Origin of the sequence: Acrocarpospora pleiomorpha (assembly GCF_009687885.1) — a bacterium.
Taxonomy (GTDB): domain Bacteria; phylum Actinomycetota; class Actinomycetes; order Streptosporangiales; family Streptosporangiaceae; genus Acrocarpospora; species Acrocarpospora pleiomorpha.
Genome location: NZ_BLAF01000048.1, coordinates 70,339 through 88,612 on the forward strand (window position 1 = coordinate 70,339; position 18,274 = coordinate 88,612).

Here is an 18,274-nt window from a genome sequence, read left to right on the forward strand (position 1 = left end):
ATCAGGCCCCTTCCATCTGGCTGGCGGAGGGATCCCGGCCGCCGAGCCTGCGCAACAGCAGCGCCAGCGCCAGGCCCACCAGCACGAGGATGGCGGCGATCGCGCTGGCCGGCCCCATCAGGTTGGCCTGCCAGCCGCGCTTGTACATGTCCAGGGCGAGCACCCGGGTGGCGTCGCCCGGGCCGCCCTCGGTCAGCACGAAGATGAGGTCGAAGAAGGTCAGCGACCCGACGACCATGAGGGTCGAGGAGGTGATGATCGTGTATTTGAGCTGCGGCAGGGTGATGCTGAAGAACCGGCGGACCCGTCCCGCGCCGTCCAGCTCCGCGGCCTCGTACATCGATCGCGGGATCTGCCGTACCCCGGCCTGGTAGATCAGCGAGTGGAACGGGATGAACTGCCAGGACACGACGAAGATCACGATGCCGAAGGCGAGGTGGGCCTCGCCGAGCCAGTCCTGGGCGAGCAGCTCGATGCCGAGCCCGGCGCCGAGCCCGAAGTTCGGGTCCAGCAGCGCCTTGTACGTGATGGCGATGGCCGCCGAGCTGAGCAGCAGCGGCACGAAGTACAGCACGGCCAGCACCGCCCGGTAGCGCTGCCGACCGGCCAGGAACACCCCGAGCAGCAGGCTGGCCGGGGTCTGGACCGCCCAGGACAGGGCCATCACCAGGAACGTCACCCACAGCGCGTGCGGCAGACCCGGGTCGGTCAGCACCGCGTGCCAGCTGGTGAAGCCCGACAGGCTGATGTCGCCGATCCCGTCCCACGAGGTGAAGCTGAGCGCGAGCACCCCGACCAGCGGGATCACGGCGAAGCCGACGAAGAACACCAGGGCCGGCACGGCCAGCCACGCGAGGGAGCCGGGCCGGCCTCGCGTGGCGGCCGGGGTAGCGCTCACTTGCCGATGACCGCGTTCATGTTGGCGGCGAACTCTTCCGGGGTGATCGACAGCTGGAACAGCTGGGAGATGTTGTCCAGCAGGGTCTCCGCCGCGGTCGGGCTGAGTGCCTGGTCCCAGGACTGGCCGAACGTCTTGGCGTTGCTGGCCACGCCGTACACGAACTGCAGCCACTCGGCGTCCTTGGAGGAGGCCAGCGCGCTCTCGGAGCCCATGGCGATCGGCACCGAGCCGGTGTCGATCCACTGCTTGACCTCGTCGGGGGACAGGACCTGGGTGGCGAAGAACTTCTTGGCGGTCTCCTTCTGCTCAGGGGTCGCCTTGGAGTAGATCGACAGGTACTGCCCGGGGTTGCCGACGGTGTTGCTGGGGTCGCCCTTGCCGCCCTCGACCGGCGGGAAGTTCATGTAGCCGAGGTGGCCGCCGGAGACGAAGTCGCCACCGTCCAGGGCCATGCTCCCGTAGGTCCAGGTGCCGTGCAGCATCATCGCGGCCTTACCCGTGTACAGCAGCGCCTGGTCGGCGTTGGAGTCCGCGGTGATCGAGGAGAAGCCCTTGATGAACCCGTCGGCCTTGACCAGGTCCTGCACCTTGGTCAGGGCGTCCAGCGCGGCCGGGTTGGACCAGGCGTCCTTCTGGGCGTCGAACACGGCCCCGAACAGCTCGGGACCGCCGACGCGGTCGAAGAGGAACTCCAGCCACATCATGTTCGTCCAGCGGGACTGCCCGCCGAGCGAGAACGGCGCGATGCCCGCGGCGTTGAACTTGGGCACCAGCTCCATGATGTCGCCCCAGGACTCCGGCGGCTGGACGCCGACCTGGTCGAAGACCTTCTTGTTGTAGAACAGGACGATCGGCTGGACCGCCTCGGCGGGCATCGCGTAGATCTTGCCGTCGATCGTGGCGGCGCCGAACGAGGACGGGAACAGCCGGTCCTTGATGGCGGGGTTCTGGTCGAACCACGGGGTGAGGTCGTCGACCTGGCCCGCCTGCACGTAGGTGCGCAGCGTGCCACCGCCCCAGCCCCAGATGATGGTGGGCGCCTGCCCGGCCCCCAGCGCTGTCTTGATCTTCGTCTTGTACGCGTCGTTCTGGAACGTCGTCGCGGCGATCTGAGCGTTGGGGTTGGCCTTGTTGAACCTGTCCACGGAGCCGGTGCGGATGCCCTCCTGCGGCTGGGTGCTCAGATACCAGTAGGTGGCCTTACCGGCGGCGGCGCCGCCCCCGCTCGCGCCGCCGCCGGTGGGGGTGGGGCCCGAACTGCCGCAGGCGGCGAGCGCGGCTCCCACGGGCACGCCCATGGCGAGGCTGAGGAAGGTGCGGCGAGATGTTGTCCTGGGCTCCACGCTGATCTCCGTACTCGAGAGCTGGTTGATCGGCCGTCGTGGTCAGCACTCCCATGCCGTACGCCGTTGAGCCGGTCTACCGAAACATTTGCGACATAACCGCGCGGGTTGGAATCTAAGTTTCCCCTGTTTGCCTGTCAAGAGGTGCTTAGGGCGGCTGTGGAGATTGTGTCTGGAAATAGGCATTGAACTGGGGTTTTAATGCGGATATTGTCTGGCGGGCAGGTCACGCCACTGTCTCGAAATGTTTCGAAAGTTCTCGGCAAGTTGATCGTGAGGAGAGCAGCAGATGACCGCTCCAGACCGGGTCACCCGCCGGTGGCAGGACCCGACGCTTCCCGTGGCCGACCGGGTCGACGCGCTCCTCGCGGAGATGACCGTCGAGGAGAAGGTGGCCCAGCTCGGCAGCCAGTGGGTCGGCAACGAGAAGCTCATCACCCACGAGCACGACGCCGCGGGGACGATGAACGTCGCGCCGCTGCAGGACGTGCTGGCCGCGGGGACCGTTCCGTTCGAGGAGGCCGTACGGCACGGGATCGGGCACCTGACGCGCGTGTTCGGCAGCGAGCCGGTGACGGCGGCGGAGGGTGCTGGGGAGGTGGTACGGCTCCAGCGTGCGGTCATCGAGCATTCGCGGCTGGGGATCCCGGCGCTCGTGCACGAAGAATGCCTCACGGGATTCACGACTTATGGTGCGACCGTATATCCGGCTGCCATTGCCTGGGGGGCGACGTTCGATCCTGAATTGGTGGAGCGGATGGCTGCGGCTATCGGGCGGGATATGCGTGCCGTGGGTGTGCATCAGGGGTTGTCGCCGGTGCTTGATGTGGTTCGCGACTATCGCTGGGGGAGGGTCGAGGAGACGATCGGGGAGGATCCGTACCTGGTCGCGATGCTGGGTAGCGCTTATGTGCGCGGGCTGGAGGGCGCTGGGGTCATCGCCACGCTCAAACATTTCGCGGGGTACTCGGCGTCGCGGGCGGCCCGTAACCACGGTCCGGTCTCGATGGGGCGTCGCGAGATGATGGACGTGATCCTGCCGCCGTTCGAGATGGCGGTCACGCTGGGTGGGGCGCGTTCGGTGATGAACTCCTACTCCGACGTGGACGGGGTTCCGGCCGCGGCCGACTCCTGGCTGCTGACGGACCTGCTGCGGGGGGAGTGGGGGTTCACCGGGACGGTGGTTTCGGATTACTGGGCCATTCCGTTCCTTGCCATGATGCATCAGGTGGTCGCCGACACGGGCGAGGCGGGGGTGCTGGCGCTTGCGGCGGGCATCGATGTCGAACTCCCTGACACCCAGGGCTTCGGGCCGCACCTGGTCGAGCGGATCGCCCGGGGCGAACTGCCGGAATCCCTGGTGGATCGGGCGGCGCGTCGGCTGCTCACCCAGAAGGTGCAACTCGGGCTGCTCGATGAGGACTGCGAGCCGGACTCTCCGGCCCGCGAGATGGCCGGAGGGCCGGTCGATCTGGGCTCGCCCGCCAACCCCACCGACTGGGAGCCCTCCTCGCCGGCCGACCTGGGTTCGCCCGCCAACCGCGCGCCTGCTGAGATGGCCGACCCGCCGGTCGACCTGGATTCTCCGACCAACCGTTCGCTGGCTCGTGAGATGGCCGAGCGGTCGATCGTCCTGCTCGACGCGGGAACCGCGCTGCCCCTGACCGGGGACGGCCCGCGACGGATTGCCGTGGTCGGGCCCGGGGCGGACGATCCGCGCGTCTTCATGGGCTGTTACGCCTTCCCCAACCATGTCCTGCCCCGCCATCCGGGCCTCGGGCTCGGCCTCGACGCGCCCAGCGTGCTCGACGCGCTGCGGGTCGAATTCCCGGACGCCGAGATCGTCCACGAGCGGGGCTGCGAGATCCGGGGCACCGACAGGTCGGGCTTCGCGGCGGCGGTGTCCCGTGTCCGGGCGGCGGATCTGTGCGTCGCCGTCGTGGGGGATCGGGCGGGCATGTTCGGGGAGGGGACCTCCGGGGAGGGCTGCGACGCCGAGGATTTGCGGCTGCCCGGAATGCAGGAAGAACTGGTGACCGAGCTCGCCGCCACCGGGACTCCGGTCGTGGTGGTCGTCGTGTCCGGGCGGCCGTACGCGCTGGGAGAAGTGCACGGGAAGGCCGCCGGGCTGGTGCAGGCGTTCATGCCCGGGGTGGAGGGTGGCGGGGCGATTGCCCGTATAATCTCGGGTCGTGTCCAGCCCGGAGGCAAGCTGCCCGTACAGATTCCGCGCTGGCCGGGCGGGCAGCCGGGCACGTACCTGCAGCCGCCCCTGGGCACCGACAGCCAGGGCATCAGCAACCTCGACCCGACGCCGCTGTTCTCGTTCGGCTATGGCGCTTCGTACACCAGTTTCGAGGTCGGCGATCTTCAGATCAGCGACGCCGAGATTCCCACGGACGGCGAGTTCACCGTGTCCGTCCGGGTTCGCAACACCGGCGCGCGAGCGGGTGAGGAGGTCGTGCAGCTGTACCTGCACGACGTTCTCGCCCAGGTCACCCGGCCGGTGCGGCAGCTGGTGGGCTTCGTGAGGGTGGCGGTGGATCCTGGCACGAGCCGGGAGGTGCGGTTCCGCGTGCACGCCGACCGGACCGCCTTCACCGGCCGTGACCTGCGACGCATCGTCGAACCCGGAGACGTCGAGGTGCTCGTCGGCACCTCCGCCGCCGACCTGCCCTGCCAGGGCGCGGTCCGGCTGACCGGTCCGGTGCGGGTCGTCGGGCGTGGCCGGCGGCTGGTGACACCGGTAGACGTCGGCCCGCCGAGGGGAACAGATGCCGAGTCCTAGACGTGCCACGCTGGCCACCGTCGCCGCCTCCGCGGGCGTGTCGGTCGCGACCGTGTCCAAGGTGCTCAACGGGCGCAGCGACGTGGCGCCCGCGACGCGTTCGCTGGTGCAGTCGCTGCTGGTGCAGCACGACTACGTCGCGTCCGCGCCGCGCCGGGGGGAGAGCGCGGGGCAGGACACGGTCGAGGTGCAGCTCGACAAGGAGCTCAACGCGTACTCCACCGAGATCCTTCAGGGGGCGGTGGAGGCGGGGGCGGATGTCGGCGTCGGGGTCGTCGTCAGCGTGCGGCAGCGGGCCGAGCGGCCGGGCGCGTGGGCTCGCGATCTGGCCGACGCCGGGCGGCGGGCGCTGATCGCGGTGACCAGCGAGCTGACCACCAGGCATCTGAGCGCGCTGTCGCGGGCGCGCCTGCCGCTCGTCATGATCGATCCGCTGAACCTGCCGCGGGCGCGGGTGACCAGCATCGGGTCGACGAACTTCGCCGGCGGGCTGGCGGCGACGCAGCATCTGCTCTCGCTCGGGCATCGGCGGATCGCCTACATCGGCGGCCACGCGACGGCGGCCTGCCATCAGGCGCGGATGCATGGATATCGGGCCGCCATGGAGGCCGAGGGCGCGGTCGTGCTTCCGCATTACGTGCAGACAGGTCATTTCAAGTATCACGACGGTGTGGTGGGCGGAGCGACGCTGCTCGACCTGCCGGAACCCCCAACCGCGATCTTCGCGGGCAACGACGAGACCGCCCTCGGCATCATCGAGGCCGCCAGGGCGCGGGGCCTGCGCATCCCCGATGACCTCAGCATCGTCGGCTTCGACGACACCCAGATCGCCCCGATGGCCTCACCCCCGCTGACCACCATTCGCCAGCCGCTCCGGGAGATGGGCGCCGTTGCCCTGCGCACCGGCCTCCGCCTGGCGGCGGGCGAGAAGATCGACTCCCATCACGTCGAGCTCGCCACATCACTGGTTGTCCGGAGATCGACCGCCGTGGCCCGGTAACAGCGGTCATCACGCGTAGCGCGATGCGAGTGCCTTCGCCGTGGTCGCCAGCTTCTCGCGGAGGGCGGGAGGGTCGAGGACCTCGCATTCGGCGCCGAGTCTGAGGAGCTCGCCGTGGGCGTGGATGAGCGACTCGATCGGGATGGTCGCGGTGATCCAGCCCAGGTCATCGGGGGGTGAGGCTGTTTCGTTCACCGCGTTGATCACTTGGGCGCTCATGGTTTCGGTGAGGCGTTCGCGTCCGGGGGGCGAGAGCCGTACCACGGCGTGGCCTTGGATGAGGCGGGTCCGGAAGTCGATCAGGTGGTCTCGCCAGTACGTGGCGAGGTCGAAGCCGGCGGGTCGGGTGAACGTCTCGTCCGTGACCTGGAGGTCGAGGATCTGGCTGACGCGGTAGGTGCGCAGGGTTTCCTCGCAGCGGGCGACGAGATACCACTTGCCCGCTTTGAGAACCAGCCCGTACGGCTCCAGGGTGCGCTTGACCTCGGATGGCTCGCGCCAGCGGTGGTAGAGCACGTGGATGACGCGCTTGTTCCAGAGCGCGCCAGCGACGGCCGGAAGGTGGGGGACCTGGTCGCCGTCGTGGTACCAGCCGGGGGCGTCGAGGTGGAAGTGCTCGCGGATGCGGCGGGAGCCTTCGCGCAGGTCTGGCGGGAGCGCGGCCTCGATCTTGAGTTCGGCGGTGGCGGCGAGGGCGCCCAGGCCGAGTTCGGCGGCGGGGCCGGGCAGTCCGGCGAGGAAGAGCGCCTGGGCCTCCTGCTCGGTCAGGCCGGTGAGCCGGGTGCGGAAGCCGTCGAGCAGCTGGTAGCCGCCCTGGTGCCCTGCTTCGCCGTACAGGGGGATTCCGGCGGTGTGGAGGGAATCCACGTCGCGGTAGATGGTTCGTACGCTGACTTCGAGTTCGTCGGCGAGTTGCTGCGCGGTCATGCGGCCCCGGGCCTGCAGCAGGAGAAGGACGGACAAAAGCCGAGAAGCTCGCATTCCACTGACAATACGTGTCAGTGGAGGGCTCATATGGTCCACGGCATGGCAAACAACTTCGATTTCCTCATCGGCACCTGGGACGTGGCCAACCGCAAGCTGCTCAAGCGCGGCGTCGGTTGTGAGGACTGGGAGGATATCCCGGCCACCACGGTCGTGCGGAGCTTCTTCGGCGGTGCGGGCAACTTCGACGAGATCACCTTCGGGGGTTACAGCGGCGCGACCGTGCGGCTCTACGACGCGAAGACCGACCTGTGGTCGTTGCACTGGATCGACAGCAGGGTGGGCATGGACCCGGTCCCGTGCGTGGGGCGGTTCGGCGACGACGGGGTGGGCCGGTTCTACGCCGACGACACGTGGGAGGGGCGCCCGATCCGGGTGCGGTTCATCTGGTCCGCGATCACGCCGACGTCCTGCCGCTGGGAGCAGGCCTTCTCCTACGACGGCGAGCAGACCTGGGAGATCAACTGGATCATGGACTTCACCAGGACCGGCTGACGTCATGTAGAGCGCTCTCTCGGTTCCACGGCTACTGGCCCTCTGACATGCACTAACACGCAAAATAAGCCACAAGCCTGGGAAAGTGGTTTGGGAAACGTTGTTTCCTGTTGCGGGAGAGCGCTCTTGTGAAGTTATTGACTCAGAACCGTAACCCGGTCAGGATTCGGCGTGTCGGCAGCCGTTTGCGACCGAGAACGGACTCTCTATGACCAGACCCCGCGTGTGTGCGATCTTGGCCGGGTTGGCCCTCCTGACCGGAGGGATCGTCCCGAGCGCGAACGCCGACAGTGGCAGACCCGGCAGGCAACCGGAGATCGGGCAGCCCGCCATGGACCACGGCTGCGCCCGAATCGAGAAACGCCTGCCCACACTCTCCGAATGGCCGAAGGTCAAGAGCCGGATCAACCGCGACTCCTCCGACGAGAAGCGGATCGCGAAGATCCTCGCCGGGATGACGCTCGCCGAGAAGGTCGGCCAGATGACCCAGCCGGAGATCGCCGCCATCACCCCCGACGAAGTCAAGCAGTATGGCATCGGCTCGGTGCTGAACGGCGGCGGCTCCTGGCCCAACCGGGACAAACACGCCACCCCGCAGGCGTGGCTCAGCCTCGCCGACGCGTACTGGGAAGCGTCCGTCGGCACCCGTACCAAGATCCCGGTCATCTGGGGCATCGACGCCGTGCACGGCAACAACAACGTCTACGGCGCGACGATCTTCCCCCACAACATCGGCCTCGGCGCCGCCCAGGACCCCTGCCTGATCCGCGACATCGCCGAAGCCACCGCCGAGCAGATCCGCGCCACCGGCCAGGACTGGGCCTTCGCGCCAACCCTCGCGGTGGTACGGGACGACCGCTGGGGCCGTACCTACGAAGGCTTCTCCGAGGACCCCCGGATCACCCGCGCGTACGGCTACGAAGCCGTCCGGGGACTCCAGGGCGGCAACTCCCACCGGCTCGGCAGCAAGGGCGTCCTCGCCACCGCCAAACACTTCATCGGCGACGGAGGCACGCTCAAGGGCACCGACCAGGGCGTGAACCCCTCCTCCGAAGCCGAGATGATCAACATCCACGGCCAGGGCTACTACGGCGCGCTCGCGGCCGGCGCCCAGACCGTGATGGTCTCCTTCAACAGCTGGACCAACGCCGACCTCGGCATCGACGAGGGCAAACTCCACGGCAGCGACCTCGCCCTGAACCAGATCCTCAAGAAGAAGATGGGCTTCGACGGCGTCGTCGTCTCCGACTGGAACGGCATCGGCCAGGTCGCCGGCTGCACCAACGCCAGCTGCGCGCGGGCCGTCAACGCCGGCATCGACGTCATCATGGTGCCCAACGACTGGAAGGCGTTCATCGCCAACACCATCGCCCAGGTGGAGTCCGGCGAGATCCCGATGGCCCGCATCGACGACGCGGTGACGCGCATCCTGCGCGTGAAGCTGCGCGCGGGCCTGTTCAGCGCGCCGAAGCCGTCCGCCCGTCCCCTGGCCGGGTCGCCCGACGCCCTCGACGCGAAGCGGCTGGCCCGCGAGGCGGTCCGCGAGTCGCAGGTGCTGCTCAAGAACAAGGGCAAGGTGCTGCCGCTTGACTCCCGGGCGAAGGTGCTGGTGGTGGGCAAGAGCGCGGACAGCATGCAGAACCAGACCGGAGGCTGGTCGCTGACCTGGCAGGGCACCGGCAACACCAACGCCGACTTCCCCAACGGAACCACCATCCTGGGTGGTCTGCGCGAGGCCCTGGGCGCTTCCGACGTCACCTTCAGCGAGACCGGCGACGGCGTCGACCCCGCCGCGTACGACGCGGTCATCGCCGTGATCGGCGAGACGCCGTACGCGGAAGGTGTCGGCGACCTGTCCCGGCGAACCCTTGAGGCGGCCAAGCTCTACCCTGGCGACCTAGCCGTCCTGGACAAGGTCACCGGCAAGGGCGCCCCTGTGGTCACCGTGTACGTCACCGGCCGTCCGCTCTACGTCAACAAGGAACTCAACCGCTCCGACGCGTTCGTGGTCGCCTGGCTCCCCGGCACCGAGGGCGGCGGCGTCGCCGACCTGCTCGTCGGGTCCCGGTACCACCATGGGTACACCGGCAAACTGTCCTATTCCTGGCCGAAGAGCGCCTGCCAGACTCCGCTCAACCCCGGGCAAGCCGACTACGACCCGCTCTTCCCGCTGGGGTACGGCCTGCGGTTCGGCCAATCCGGAAATGTCGGGCAGCTGGACGAAACCTCGCCCGAGTTCGCGTGCGGCCAGACGGGCGGCGGCGGCACCGCCACCGAGGACCTGGAACTCTTCAACCGGACCGACATCGCGCCGTACCGGAGCTTCATCGGGTCGCCGGAAAACTGGGGCGGCACCGAGATCGGCCCCGACGCCACGGCGTCCCACGCCGAGATCAACGTGGTGCCGTCCGACGTGAACGTGCAGGGCGACGCGCTCAAGTCGACCTGGACCGGCATCGGACCCGGACAGATCTACCTGCAGAATCCGGCCGGCGGCACCGACCTGCGCAGCTACCTCAACGCCGAGTCCGCCCTGGTCTTCGACACGATCGTCCACCAACCTCCGGCGGCGCGGACAGTGATCAGCGTGCACTGCGTCTACCCGTGCTTCTCCGAGGTCGTCGCGACGTCGCTGTTCCAAGGCTTCCCCGTGGGCACCAAGGCAACGGTCAAGATCCCGATCGCCTGCTTCGCGGCCACCGGCCTCGACATGGAGAACGTCAACACCACCTTCCTCGTCTACACCGAGGGCGCGTTCTCCGCTTCCTTCGCCAACGTCCGCTGGGTCCCCCAAGCCGCCAAGGACCCCGACGCCCTGCAATGCTCCGACCTCACCTGACCTAACCCCCAACCCAGGCCGGTCGTGCCCGCCACGACCGGCCTGCGACGTGCTACCTCAGGCACGGAGGATGGACCATCACGCCCACGTTCACCGCTGGGGTGGTCTGGGTACTTGGGCCCATGGTCATCTGACCGGCTTCCGAGCCCGTCAGGCACCGGCGGGCTCGGAGATTGGCCAGACCGTCAGGAAGGGACGTGTCTGCGTGACATTGGATCTTTCCGTGGTTGAGGATTTCTGCACCACGTTCACCACCCACGACGACATCGGGACTGTCGCGTCGCTGATCGGCGCACTCCCTTTGAAGGTGGACTACCGTTTGGAGGCTCTCGAAGCGAGCACTGCCACCATCATCCGCTGGGGCGACGGCATCCTGATCAACCAGCCCTACTACGGCTACGAATGCGCTGGCCAGGAGGTCCTGAGCGCCCTGTCGCGCCACGGCCACGTGGCCGTCTGCGCGGTGTGGGGAATCGCCTGCCTCCCGTGGGCGAAGACCAGCGGCAACATGGTTCCGTGGTCTGAGGCGGGCGCGTCGATGGCCTACTTCGCCTATGCCGCGAACGGGAGACTGGAGGTCGGGTTCGACCCCTGTGAGTTCGACAGAACGGACCCGTCCGTCCGCTGCGGCTGGAATACCGGGGCGGTCGACGCCTACCTGCACGACCTGGACTTCAGCCCTGTCACAGTCGCGGGAATGGTGGGCGGGAGGAACCCGAGGCCGGGGAACCTCACCATCTACCAGCACACGAACGCCTGCGTCACCATGCTGGAACGCATCTCGGGAGCCACCTTTCCGGCGGATGCGGCAAGGCCGGATTCGCTCGATGCGGGATTCACCATCGCCAGCCCACTGCCAGCCATGAGCACGGCCGAATTCGCCCATTTCATGGGCCCGGCGCAGAATTGAGCACGCGTCGCCGGCTCCGATGGAACCGGCGACGGCCCTCCTGGAAAAGCGTCAGCCTACGACGTAGGCTCCGGACCTGGGGAGATGAGAACCCAGAAAGGGTCTTCTATCAAAACCCTGTATCGCTGGCAGAACCATCTCAAGGCCGTGCCCGCTCTGCCGTTGTCGTGCTGCGGCACGTACTTGTAGCTGGTATTCGCCGTGAGCTCCCCGGCGTCGTTCCTTCCGGCTCCTTCGTAGGCGCTGGCGAAGGGATACTTGTCGTACCCGGCGAGCTTCGTGAGCAGCGCGCACGCCCTGTTCTTCTCCCTGGCGAGAGGGGAGTCCTGCTCCTCGCGAGCCCAGATCCTGTGCAGCGGAGCGCCGCGGCCCGCATGGCCGCTTACGATGTACGACAGGTAGTCGTAAAGATCACGCGTGGATTCCGTGCTCACCCTCCGTACGGGCGAGTGATGATCTCCAGGTTGTGGTCGTTGGGGTCGGACCAGTACAGGCCGCGACCGCCGTCGTTGGTGTTGATCTGACCCGGCCGCTGGTGGAACGCGTCGGCCCAGAAGGTGAGTCCGCGGTCCTTGATCCGGCCCCAGATCTGGTCGAACTCCTCCTCGGTGACGAGGAAGGCATAGTGCTGGGGATGCACAGGACCGTCGGCCCCGGCGACGTCGAGGGACACCTCGTTGCCGAGGTCGACGACGAGGAACGGCCCGAAGGCCGTCGCGGGCGGCAGACCGAGAATCTCCACCAGAAACGCGGCGGTCTCCTCGCGGTCACGGGCTGCCACGATCGTGTGGTTCAACCGCACTGACATGTCGATCTCCTTCCCAGAGGGTCCCCGACCGCGGGGGGATGCGACAGGGGCCGCGATGTCTTTCGCCTCCTCATCTCCATGGTAGGAGCGACCGTCAGGACGTGGTCTGCAGTGCTGGCGGCGGGATGAGCAGTCGCTACGCACCAGGCCGCCCATCATCCGTACTCCTCTTCAACGACATGAGCCACTTGTGGCCCGAATTCCAATGGACCGGCTTCCCACCCGATCTACGTGTATAAGAACCCAGTAGTCATTCCACCCGCTAGAGAGGAGGAAAGGCCCATGGACACCTACTGGTTCACCATCAAGATCACCGGCTTCCCTGAGGGGCAACTCGTCAGCATCTCCGACGAGTTTTACGGCCTTCTGGAGGAGAGCGGCGGCGTAGACGCGCTCATAGCCGGTGATGAGCGTGGGGGTGAGATCGAGTTTTCCCGAGAGGCCGAAGACGCTGCCACCGCAATCGCCTCCGCGATTGAACAGGTTGAACAAGTCGGCCTGGAGGTGGTGGGCGTAACGGAGACTTCGACAATATCGCCGAACGGTCCAGAGCCGGCGCGGCGGCCGGGTCCCCCCGGACGACCGGTGCCGGCTGGGTCGAGCAGGTAGGCGTTCGCGGGGCTGACGTCGGAGGCGGCATGCTGCTCTACTACGGTGCTGCCGAGTTTCTCGGCCGTCGTGCAGGCCGCGGCGACGTCTTGGACGGCGATGGAGAACACCGCATGTTTCCCGCCGCCGGTGGCCATGATGCCAGCGGTGGGGCACCGTCTTCGGTTGTCGTGATTCGACACGATCGTCCATCAACCTCCGGCGGCGCGGACAGTGATCAGCGTGCACTGCGTCTGCTCCGACTGACATAACCCCAGCCCAGGCCGGTCGTGCCCGCCACGACCTGGCCTGCGGGTCGCTCCCGTCCACCGGCAGGGTCGCCTCAGGGTAGCGGGACGACGTAGGAATCGACGCGGGCGATGAGCCCGTCGCGGAACGTGAACAGGTCGTTGAAGGCGAACTGGAACCGGCCGTGGTCGACGCTGGTGCCGTGGCCCTCGCCTGTGGTGACGACGACCGGGCCGTCCTCGTGGGTACGCTGGACGTCGAGTTCGGGGCTGCCGGTGAACGCCGGATTCTCGATCTCGCCATCGAACTCCGCCTTGCCGCAGGTGGTCCGGTGGCCGTGGATGACCCACTCGACGTCGTCGGTGAGGGTCGCGAGGATTCGTGGGTGGTCGCTCGTCCGGAATCCTTCGAAGTACTCCGCGACGAGGTCGCGCTGGGTTTTTGGGGTCATGGTGCTCTCCGTCCTGGTGTGGCGTGCAGGTGTACGGCGAGGGCGTCGAGGATCGAGGCGAGCCCGTCGGCTGCTTGGGCCGTTCGAAGCTCGGGGGGAAGCTGACGCTGGTGGACCGTGAGATCCGTGCCGCCGCTGGCGGAGCGGATGGTGATGGTTGTGCGGAGGCCGGTGACGGGCTCGTCGAACACGAGTTCGCGCGGTGCGGCGACGCTCACGTAGACGAACCGGAGCCGGCGGGTCGCGCCGTCCGGCGCGCGGGTGTCGAGCGCGAACTCGCCGCCGGGACGCAGGTCGACGATCACGGACTCGGGCGGCACGGTGGCGTGCGAACCGCCCCAGAACGCCGCGATGCTTGCCGGCGAGGTGAAGGCGGCCCAGACGCGTTCGGGTTCCGCCGGGAGGTGGCGCTTAGCGATCAGTTCGTCGCCGCGGAGCTCTGAGTTGGCGGTCAACGGCCCGCTCCGTCATCGGTGAGGTGCTGCTCAAGGGTGTCGAGCCGGTCGTTCCAGGCGCGGCGCTGGTCGTCGATCCACGTGCCGAGCAGAGACAGCTGATCGACCTTAAGCCGGCAGGGGCGCCTGGTGCCTTCGCGCCGCTGCTCGACCAGACCGCATCGCCGCAGGACACCAACGTGGTGGGAGATCGCCTGTGGGGTCAGGTCGAACGGTTCGGCGAGTTCTCCCACCGTGGCGTCACCCCGCGCGAGACGAGCCACCAAGGCGCGACGGACGGGATCTCCGAGAGCAGCGAAGGCCGAGTCGAGGTCTGGCCCGGGTGAAGGGAGCATGGGTTCACCCTAGTGCAAATGGTCGTTTGCACAAGCCATCGTTTTCAAATGGCTAGTGGGCGCGGGTGGCGATTCCTGGGTAGTCGAGGACGAGTCCCGACTCGTCGTAGACCAGGTGGCAGGCGAAGTCGAAGACGGGTGCGGCGTAGTCGTAGCGCTGACGGGTGTCCTCGTTGGCGAGTCGTTCGTAGCTCTGCTCCAACCGCTCCACGCCGAGCCCGACCGCACGAACGTAAGCGGCGGGAGCCTCAGCCCTGGCGCCCACTGGCAGGGCCATCCGGTGGACGGGAAACGCATTGGTCATGGCCGACGACTCCAGATCCACGTCAAAGCAGCCGTCCAGCTGCGGCGCGGCCCGCCCGTCGACCAGCCAGCGCCCCGCGCCGTCCGCCTCGACAACGGTCGACCTCTCCCCGGACACCGACCGCCCCCACACCTCCGCACGGCGAGTGGTCCAAGCCGCGTCGAGGCGAATGTCGTACCGCACGACCCAGGTTTCGCCTTCCTCCACGGCGGTGGTCCACCCTTCGGCTCGCCACCCGCCTTCGAATGCCGCGAAGTAGGCCACCTCGAAACCCGACCGGGCGTCCTGATGCAGCCAGGCGGCGCTTGGGGGCGTGGGTAAGAAAGACATAGTCCATGGTCCCTTGGGCGGTCGGCGTCAATTCATGACGAGGACGGGGGAGCGAACACGCCGAATAGGTTGCCGGCCGGGTCGAGCAGGTAGGCGTTCGCAGGGCCGCTTTCGGAGGCGGCATGCTGTTCTACCACGGTGCCGCCGAGTTTCTCGACCGTCGTGCAGGCCGCGGCGACGTCCTGGACGGCGATGGAGAACACCGCGTGTTTGCGGCCTTCGGTGGCCATGATGCCGCCGGTGGGGGCGCCGCCGTCGGTTGTCGTGATCAGCCGGTAGTCCATGCCGGCGTCGTCGGACGTGATCTGCCAGCCGAACAGCTCGCCATAGAAGCGCTCGGCGGTGTCCGGGTCGTCGGTGGCGATTTCGAACCAGGCAAGGGATCCGTACGCGGGAACAGTCATGATCAACTCCTGAGAGAGGCCCGCCTCGGTGACGGGCACGCGGGTTACCTTCTCGCGGGTTGGCGACAGCCTTATGTCGGGTTTTCTCGAGGGATCTCCGCCGAGCCAAACGAAGGGTCTTCTTCTGGCCTTGATGCCGCCGTGAAGGGGTCTGCGCGCTTGATCGGTTACGTGCCGACCTGATTCGGTCGAACTCATCGATCAGGGGGTTGGGCATGGTCAACGTTCACCACCGTTACGCCACGGTGCATGGCCGGAAGATGTTCTACCGGGAGGCCGGCCCGGCGGACGCGCCGGTGCTTCTCCTGTTGCATGGATTTCCGACCAGTTCGTTTATGTTCCGGCACCTGATACCGGCGCTGGCGGATCGGTATCACGTCATCGCGCCGGATCACCTGGGCTTCGGACTGTCCGACGCGCCGCCGGTCGGAGAGTTCGACTACACCTTCGACGCGCTGACCGAGCACACGGCGGGGCTGCTGAACCACCTCGGAATCTCCCGGTACGCCATGTACGTGCAGGATTACGGCGCCCCAATCGGCTGGCGGCTCGCGCTGAACCAGCCGGACGCGATCACGGCGATCATCACCCAGAACGGCAACGGCTACGAGACCGGGTTCGTGCAGAGCTTCTGGGAAACCGTCTGGGCATACCAGCGTGAACAGAACCCGGAAACCGAGAAGGCCGTGCGGCAGGCCTTCACGCTTGAGGCGATCAAATGGCAGTACGTCACCGGGGTGTCCGACGAGACGCTCGTCAGCCCGGACACCTGGCACCACGATTTCGCGCTGCTCTCCCGGCCCGGCAACGACCGCGTCCAGCTGGCCCTGTTCCTGGACTACGCCACCAACCTCCCGCTCTATCCCCGCCTACACGAATACCTGCGCGCCCACCAGACGCCCCTGCTCGCCGTGTGGGGCAAGGGCGACGAAATCTTCGGACCAGCCGGGGCCCGCGCTTTCGTCGACGACCTGCCCGACGCTCAGATCCACCTTCTCGACGGTGGTCACTTCCTACTGGAGAGCGCACTCGACGAGGTCACCGAACTGATCAGGGTCTTTCTCGATCAAGTTAATTTCGGTGGCTGACGACTTCGAGGGGCGACGCATACGTACGAGAAAAGGCGGAACGTTCGTTGCAGGTCATGCTTGTTTCGTCTTACCGATGCCGGTGACCACCTCGGCTGCGGTGAATGGTGTGGTGATCCTTGGTCAGCGCCTTAGCGCCTCGTATCAGGCGGTGACCAGGCGTTCGGGGCGGTCGCGGCGGGTGTAGAGGTCCCAGTAGTGCTGGGCGATGTCGTCCGGGGCGGCGTGCGGGACGCCTTCGGGGGCGGTCGCGCCGATGAAGAGGTTGATGGCCACGGTCGCGGCGTGGACGCCCTTGTCGGCGAGGGTGTTGTGGAGGTTGTGGACCCAGTTGCGCAGGGCCGCTTGCGCCATGTTCGTGGTGGCGAGCATCGGATAGGGGTTGATGGCGCCGCCGCCGGTGGTGAACAGCAGGGTTCCGGATCCGGCCTCCAGCATGGCGGGCAGCACTGTCTGGGTGGCGGTGACGGCGCCGTAGAGAAGGTGCTCGATCTCGGGCTGGAGGTTGTCCACCGTCACTTCCTGGGGACTGACCATCTCCAGGCCGCTGTAGGGGGAGTACTCCAGGACGTCGATGGCGCCGAGGCGCGCCGCGGCTTGTTCCAGTGCCGCGGTCAGCGCCGGGCGGTCGGAGACGTCGGCGGGGAAGGCCGCGGCGGTGATGCCGGCCTCAGCCAGTTGTGCCACGAGCGTGTCGAGCTTGTCCTTGTTCCGGGAGATCAGGGCGACCTCGAAGCCGTGGGCGCCGAAGAGCTTGGCGATCGAGAGGCCCAGGGCTGGGCCGGCTCCGACGATGGCGATGGTGGGCATGCGTCAACTCCTTCTGTGCTGGGGGAACGTGCCTGAGGGCGGATGGTGTGCGCCGCAGGGGTGTCTACTCGCCGTTGAGCGGGGGAGCGGCCTGCGGGAAGCAGTCCTCGATGCGGGGCGTGTCCGGGTCGATGGCTTTCAGGATGCGCTGGGCGATGCGGCCCAGCTGTTGTTGCTGGGCTTTGGTCAGAGGGTCGAACACAAGGCGGCGGATCTCGTTGACGTGTGCGGGTGCGTTGGCGGCGACCGTGGCCCAGCCGTCCTCGGTGAGGGTGGCGAGGGTGTAGCGGCCGTCGGTCGGATCCGCTGTACGGCGCACCCAGCCGCGTTTCTCCAGCCTGCTGACGACGTTGGACAGCCGGGACAGCGTGCTGGCGGTGTAGGTGGCCAGGTCGCTCATCCGCTGAGTGCGGTCGGGCATCATGGACAGCCCGGACATCACCAGGTACTCGAAGTGGCTCATGCCCGCGTCACGCTGCATTCGCGCGTCCAGCGCGGCCGGTAGGCGGATCAGCGCGTAGGCGAACGCATACCAGTTCTGCTGCTCCTCAGTATCGAGCCAGCGCGGCTCCGTCCGGTCCTCCATGACCATCAACTTACTACAAGCTTGTAGCGATCCGTGCATTGGATCACTTTTAGCGTGAAGTCATTCCGTGCTTGTTCACTACAAGCGTGAAGTGAGGCGGCACTAGTTCGAAAGGTAGGTCGATTGACGGTCTTTGCTGGGTGTCGTAGTTTCTATTAAGAAACTTTCTTAAGGAAAGCCTGCCTGTTCGTTGAGCTGGCGGGATCTGCCGACGAACTCGCGTGTTGCACCCCCCATCCCTTCAGGAGTGACGCATGGGTACGAGAAGAAAGATCGTCGCCGCCTCTGCCGCCGCGGTGCTGGCGGCCGCTCTGGTCGTGAGTACTGCGTCGAGTGCGGTCGCCGCGCCGACGGACTGCAGCTACCAGCTCAACACGCAGCAGAGGTGGGCTTCCAGCTTCTGCGCCACCGGGACCGGCGAGCACAGGATCAGGGTCATGCAGCGGCACTTCCTGCCGGAGGTGGGGCTCATTCCGATCGAGGGTCCCTGGGTGCCGGCCGGTAGCACATCCTTCGCCAATATCAGCGCTCACACGACCATCAATGTCTGGGTCGAGACGCGGGGCTGATCGAGCGTGGGGCAGGCCCCTCCCGGGCCTGCCCCAC

Annotated in this window: 21 protein-coding genes; 9 read left to right on the forward strand and 12 right to left on the reverse strand. The window is 67.3% G+C overall.

Annotation, left to right across the window (positions count from 1 at the left end; translation table 11 throughout):
* Position 1: 1 nt before the first annotated feature.
* Positions 2–898, reverse strand: a complete 897-nt coding sequence (locus tag Aple_RS34745; RefSeq protein ID WP_155348978.1) for a carbohydrate ABC transporter permease — start codon at positions 896–898, stop codon at positions 2–4.
* Positions 895–2,244 (reverse strand): extracellular solute-binding protein, encoded by a 1,350-nt coding sequence (locus Aple_RS34750; RefSeq protein ID WP_246264983.1) that lies wholly within the window; start codon positions 2,242–2,244, stop codon positions 895–897. The genes Aple_RS34745 and Aple_RS34750 overlap by 4 nt, the downstream gene beginning before the upstream one ends.
* Positions 2,245–2,533: 289 nt before the next feature.
* Here Aple_RS34750 and Aple_RS34755 point away from each other — a divergent pair, with 289 nt between their 5' ends.
* On the forward strand, positions 2,534–5,032 hold the full coding sequence (locus Aple_RS34755) for a glycoside hydrolase family 3 N-terminal domain-containing protein (RefSeq protein WP_155348979.1): 2,499 nt from the start codon (positions 2,534–2,536) through the stop codon (positions 5,030–5,032).
* The gene (locus tag Aple_RS34760; protein ID WP_155348980.1) at positions 5,019–6,032 is read left to right on the forward strand and encodes a LacI family DNA-binding transcriptional regulator; all 1,014 of its coding nucleotides are present in this window, start codon (positions 5,019–5,021) and stop codon (positions 6,030–6,032) included. The genes Aple_RS34755 and Aple_RS34760 overlap by 14 nt, the downstream gene beginning before the upstream one ends.
* A 9-nt stretch (positions 6,033–6,041) precedes the next feature.
* Here Aple_RS34760 and Aple_RS34765 read toward each other — a convergent pair whose 3' ends face one another.
* Entirely contained in the window at positions 6,042–7,013 is a 972-nt protein-coding gene (locus tag Aple_RS34765; RefSeq protein WP_155348981.1) for a helix-turn-helix transcriptional regulator, read from the reverse strand.
* A gap of 45 nt (positions 7,014–7,058) precedes the next feature.
* Between Aple_RS34765 and Aple_RS34770 the strand changes: the two genes are divergently transcribed.
* The 3 genes from Aple_RS34770 (at position 7,059) to Aple_RS34780 (ending at position 11,260) form a co-directional block, all read left to right on the forward strand.
* Positions 7,059–7,511, forward strand: coding sequence for a hypothetical protein (locus Aple_RS34770; RefSeq protein ID WP_155348982.1), 453 nt, complete (start codon positions 7,059–7,061; stop codon positions 7,509–7,511).
* A 208-nt stretch (positions 7,512–7,719) separates the two neighbouring features.
* Complete coding sequence (locus tag Aple_RS34775; protein ID WP_155348983.1) at positions 7,720–10,350, forward strand: glycoside hydrolase family 3 protein; 2,631 nt, start codon at positions 7,720–7,722, stop codon at positions 10,348–10,350.
* 70 nt (positions 10,351–10,420) lie between these two features.
* Complete coding sequence (locus tag Aple_RS34780; protein ID WP_155348984.1) at positions 10,421–11,260, forward strand: hypothetical protein; 840 nt, start codon at positions 10,421–10,423, stop codon at positions 11,258–11,260.
* Positions 11,261–11,316: 56 nt separating this feature from the next.
* On the opposite strand, the gene Aple_RS34785 is transcribed toward Aple_RS34780, so the two are convergent.
* Positions 11,317–11,694, reverse strand: coding sequence for a NucA/NucB deoxyribonuclease domain-containing protein (locus tag Aple_RS34785; RefSeq protein WP_155348985.1), 378 nt, complete (start codon positions 11,692–11,694; stop codon positions 11,317–11,319).
* A complete protein-coding gene (locus Aple_RS34790) occupies positions 11,691–12,068 on the reverse strand; it encodes a VOC family protein (RefSeq protein ID WP_155348986.1) in 378 nt (125 codons plus the stop codon). The genes Aple_RS34785 and Aple_RS34790 overlap by 4 nt, the downstream gene beginning before the upstream one ends.
* A 282-nt stretch (positions 12,069–12,350) precedes the next feature.
* Between Aple_RS34790 and Aple_RS34795 the strand changes: the two genes are divergently transcribed.
* Together Aple_RS34795 and Aple_RS53740 are read left to right on the forward strand one after the other, a co-directional pair.
* Positions 12,351–12,677 carry a hypothetical protein gene (locus Aple_RS34795; RefSeq protein ID WP_155348987.1) on the forward strand — a complete coding sequence of 109 codons (327 nt, stop codon included), beginning with the start codon at positions 12,351–12,353 and terminating at the stop codon, positions 12,675–12,677.
* Positions 12,678–12,706: 29 nt separating this feature from the next.
* Positions 12,707–12,928: a hypothetical protein gene (locus tag Aple_RS53740; RefSeq protein ID WP_218038651.1), complete on the forward strand. Its 222-nt coding sequence runs from the start codon at positions 12,707–12,709 to the stop codon at positions 12,926–12,928.
* 71 nt (positions 12,929–12,999) lie between these two features.
* Here Aple_RS53740 and Aple_RS34800 read toward each other — a convergent pair whose 3' ends face one another.
* Genes Aple_RS34800 through Aple_RS34820 form a run of 5 tightly spaced genes read right to left on the reverse strand, consistent with a single transcriptional unit; the run spans position 13,000 to position 15,223 of the window.
* Complete coding sequence (locus Aple_RS34800) at positions 13,000–13,356, reverse strand: nuclear transport factor 2 family protein (protein WP_155348988.1); 357 nt, start codon at positions 13,354–13,356, stop codon at positions 13,000–13,002.
* Positions 13,353–13,811, reverse strand: coding sequence for an SRPBCC family protein (locus tag Aple_RS34805; protein WP_155348989.1), 459 nt, complete (start codon positions 13,809–13,811; stop codon positions 13,353–13,355). Before Aple_RS34805 ends, Aple_RS34800 begins: the two co-directional genes overlap by 4 nt.
* Positions 13,808–14,146 (reverse strand): ArsR/SmtB family transcription factor, encoded by a 339-nt coding sequence (locus Aple_RS34810; protein ID WP_155348990.1) that lies wholly within the window; start codon positions 14,144–14,146, stop codon positions 13,808–13,810. The genes Aple_RS34805 and Aple_RS34810 overlap by 4 nt, the downstream gene beginning before the upstream one ends.
* A 52-nt stretch (positions 14,147–14,198) precedes the next feature.
* On the reverse strand, positions 14,199–14,780 hold the full coding sequence (locus tag Aple_RS34815; protein ID WP_155348991.1) for a putative glycolipid-binding domain-containing protein: 582 nt from the start codon (positions 14,778–14,780) through the stop codon (positions 14,199–14,201).
* 32 nt (positions 14,781–14,812) lie between these two features.
* A complete protein-coding gene (locus Aple_RS34820; protein ID WP_170321802.1) occupies positions 14,813–15,223 on the reverse strand; it encodes a VOC family protein in 411 nt (136 codons plus the stop codon).
* Between the two features lie 176 nt (positions 15,224–15,399).
* On the opposite strand from Aple_RS34820, the gene Aple_RS34825 reads away from it, so the two are divergent.
* Positions 15,400–16,272 carry an alpha/beta fold hydrolase gene (locus tag Aple_RS34825; protein WP_155348993.1) on the forward strand — a complete coding sequence of 291 codons (873 nt, stop codon included), beginning with the start codon at positions 15,400–15,402 and terminating at the stop codon, positions 16,270–16,272.
* Between the two features lie 144 nt (positions 16,273–16,416).
* On the opposite strand, the gene Aple_RS34830 is transcribed toward Aple_RS34825, so the two are convergent.
* Complete coding sequence (locus tag Aple_RS34830; RefSeq protein WP_155348994.1) at positions 16,417–17,082, reverse strand: SDR family NAD(P)-dependent oxidoreductase; 666 nt, start codon at positions 17,080–17,082, stop codon at positions 16,417–16,419.
* Between the two features lie 64 nt (positions 17,083–17,146).
* Positions 17,147–17,668, reverse strand: a complete 522-nt coding sequence (locus Aple_RS34835) for a MarR family winged helix-turn-helix transcriptional regulator (RefSeq protein ID WP_155348995.1) — start codon at positions 17,666–17,668, stop codon at positions 17,147–17,149.
* Positions 17,669–17,922: 254 nt separating this feature from the next.
* Here Aple_RS34835 and Aple_RS34840 point away from each other — a divergent pair, with 254 nt between their 5' ends.
* A complete protein-coding gene (locus Aple_RS34840) occupies positions 17,923–18,237 on the forward strand; it encodes a hypothetical protein (protein WP_155348996.1) in 315 nt (104 codons plus the stop codon).
* Positions 18,238–18,274 lie beyond the last annotated feature (37 nt).

Excerpts from the sequence above, each read along its gene's own strand:
- Aple_RS34755 (WP_155348979.1), top strand. The coding sequence starts at position 2,534 with ATGACCGCTCCAGACCGGGTCACCCGCCGGTGGCAGGACCCGACGCTT.
- Aple_RS34760 (WP_155348980.1), top strand. The coding sequence starts at position 5,019 with ATGCCGAGTCCTAGACGTGCCACGCTGGCCACCGTCGCCGCCTCCGCG.
- Aple_RS34765 (WP_155348981.1), bottom strand. The coding sequence starts at position 7,013 with ATGCGAGCTTCTCGGCTTTTGTCCGTCCTTCTCCTGCTGCAGGCCCGG.
- Aple_RS34770 (WP_155348982.1), top strand. The coding sequence starts at position 7,059 with ATGGCAAACAACTTCGATTTCCTCATCGGCACCTGGGACGTGGCCAAC.
- Aple_RS34775 (WP_155348983.1), top strand. The coding sequence starts at position 7,720 with ATGACCAGACCCCGCGTGTGTGCGATCTTGGCCGGGTTGGCCCTCCTG.
- Aple_RS34780 (WP_155348984.1), top strand. The coding sequence starts at position 10,421 with ATGGACCATCACGCCCACGTTCACCGCTGGGGTGGTCTGGGTACTTGG.
- Aple_RS34790 (WP_155348986.1), bottom strand. The coding sequence starts at position 12,068 with ATGTCAGTGCGGTTGAACCACACGATCGTGGCAGCCCGTGACCGCGAG.
- Aple_RS34795 (WP_155348987.1), top strand. The coding sequence starts at position 12,351 with ATGGACACCTACTGGTTCACCATCAAGATCACCGGCTTCCCTGAGGGG.
- Aple_RS53740 (WP_218038651.1), top strand. The coding sequence starts at position 12,707 with ATGCTGCTCTACTACGGTGCTGCCGAGTTTCTCGGCCGTCGTGCAGGC.
- Aple_RS34800 (WP_155348988.1), bottom strand. The coding sequence starts at position 13,356 with ATGACCCCAAAAACCCAGCGCGACCTCGTCGCGGAGTACTTCGAAGGA.
- Aple_RS34810 (WP_155348990.1), bottom strand. The coding sequence starts at position 14,146 with ATGCTCCCTTCACCCGGGCCAGACCTCGACTCGGCCTTCGCTGCTCTC.
- Aple_RS34815 (WP_155348991.1), bottom strand. The coding sequence starts at position 14,780 with ATGTCTTTCTTACCCACGCCCCCAAGCGCCGCCTGGCTGCATCAGGAC.
- Aple_RS34825 (WP_155348993.1), top strand. The coding sequence starts at position 15,400 with ATGGTCAACGTTCACCACCGTTACGCCACGGTGCATGGCCGGAAGATG.
- Aple_RS34830 (WP_155348994.1), bottom strand. The coding sequence starts at position 17,082 with ATGCCCACCATCGCCATCGTCGGAGCCGGCCCAGCCCTGGGCCTCTCG.
- Aple_RS34835 (WP_155348995.1), bottom strand. The coding sequence starts at position 17,668 with ATGGAGGACCGGACGGAGCCGCGCTGGCTCGATACTGAGGAGCAGCAG.
- Aple_RS34840 (WP_155348996.1), top strand. The coding sequence starts at position 17,923 with ATGGGTACGAGAAGAAAGATCGTCGCCGCCTCTGCCGCCGCGGTGCTG.